The sequence below is a fragment of the Paraconexibacter sp. genome (assembly GCF_041602235.1).
Taxonomy (GTDB): Bacteria; Actinomycetota; Thermoleophilia; order Solirubrobacterales; family Solirubrobacteraceae; genus Paraconexibacter.
In genome coordinates, this window is record NZ_JBFIGP010000482.1 from 1 (window position 1) to 1,621 (window position 1,621).

Sequence of the window (1,621 nt, forward strand, 5' to 3'; positions counted from 1 at the left end):
CGGGAGTCCGACGCGTGCAAGTTCCTCGTGCGGCTGAAGGAGGGACGGCACAAGATCGGCGTCAGATCGCGCGACCGCTTCGGGACGGTGCTCGACGGCGAGGAGCGCATCGTCGTGCAGGACTTCCTGATCTTCGGGATCGGGGACTCCGCGGCGTCCGGCGAGGGCACGGGCCCGAACTGGACCGACCGGCGCTGCCACCGGTCGCGGCACTCGCAGCAGGTCCTGGCCGCCCAGGCGATCGAGCAACGCGACGACCGCAGCTCCGTGACCTTCGTGCACCTGGCCTGCAGCGGCGGCCGCATCGACCTCGGTCTGCTCGGCGGCTACGCGGGCATCGAGGAGGAGACGCCCGACCTGCCGCCGCAGGTCGACGAGATGCGTCGCCTGGCGGGCACGCGTGAGATCGACGCCGTGCAGATGAGCATCGGCGTGAACCAGCTCGCCTTCGGGCCGCTGCTGGGTCACTGCGTCGCCACGAAGGGCTGTCAGGACGAGCTCTTCCGGGACGGCCTGAGCGCCGACGCGTTCGTGGACCGGGCGATCGCGTCGCTGCCCGCGCAGTACGCCGCGCTGGCCCCGCGACTGGATGCGCTGCTGCCCGCGAAGTCCTCGGACCGCGTCCTCATCACCGAGTACCCGGAGCTGTTCCGCGACGAGAAGGGCGTCCGCTGCGACAGCGTGATCGCCGTTCCGGGAACGGGCAGGATCGACCTCGCGGAGATCCTCTTCCTCGAGCTCCGCGGAGCGATCCCGCTCCATCGGGCGGTGGGCGCGGCCGCGCGGACGCACGGCTGGACGCGGGTCACCGGCATCCGCAGCGCGTTCCACCGCCACGGGTACTGCGCCGCGAGCGACGACCGCTGGATCGTCACGCTCACCGGGTCCGCCCTGGGCCAGTTCGACAAGTCCGGGACGATGCACCCCACCCGCGAGGGGTACCGGCGCATCGCCTCCTACGTCACCAGGACGCTCGCCCCCGCCCTCTTCCCCAAGGGCCGCCCGCGCGCGCCGCGGGAGCCCGAGCGCGGACTGGGCCTGCGCGAGAGCGAGTACTGAGCGCCCGGCCCCGCGACCGTGCTCGACGGGCCCCGGAGAGCGCGAGCGGTCAAGGACCGTATCCTGGGGTGCGATGAGTTCCCAGTACGTCTTCACGATGAACCGCGTCACCAAGCGGTACCCGCCGGACAAGACGGTCCTCAGCGAGGTGACGCTCGCCTTCTACCCGGGGGCCAAGATCGGGGTGCTCGGGTACAACGGCGCCGGCAAGTCGTCCCTGCTGCGCATCATGGCCGGGATCGACGAGGACTACACCGGCGAGGCCATCATCGGGACGAACCGGACCGTCGGCCTCCTCGAGCAGGAGCCCCACCTCCAGGACGGCAAGACCGTCAAGGAGTGCGTCGAGGAGGGCGTGGCGGAGACCAAGGCGCTGCTGGACCGGTTCAACGAGCTGGCGATGAACTACTCCGACGAGACCGCCAAGGAGTTCGCGCGCCTGCAGGAGCAGATCGACGCCGCCGACGCCTGGAACCTCGACACCCAGCTCGAGTACGCGATGGACGCGCTGCGCTGCCCGCCCGCCGACACGCTCGTCGACGATCTCTCCGGCGGCGAGAAG

2 protein-coding genes are annotated in these 1,621 nt (G+C 71.1%); both read left to right on the forward strand.

Going from position 1 to position 1,621, the window contains the following annotated elements:
* A partial coding sequence (locus tag ABYE80_RS20665) for an SGNH/GDSL hydrolase family protein (protein WP_372792307.1) occupies positions 1-1,059 on the forward strand: 1,059 nt, incomplete at its 5' end.
* 73 nt (positions 1,060-1,132) lie between these two features.
* Positions 1,133-1,621: ATP-binding cassette domain-containing protein (locus ABYE80_RS20670; RefSeq protein WP_372792309.1), on the forward strand; the 489-nt coding region annotated here is incomplete at its 3' end.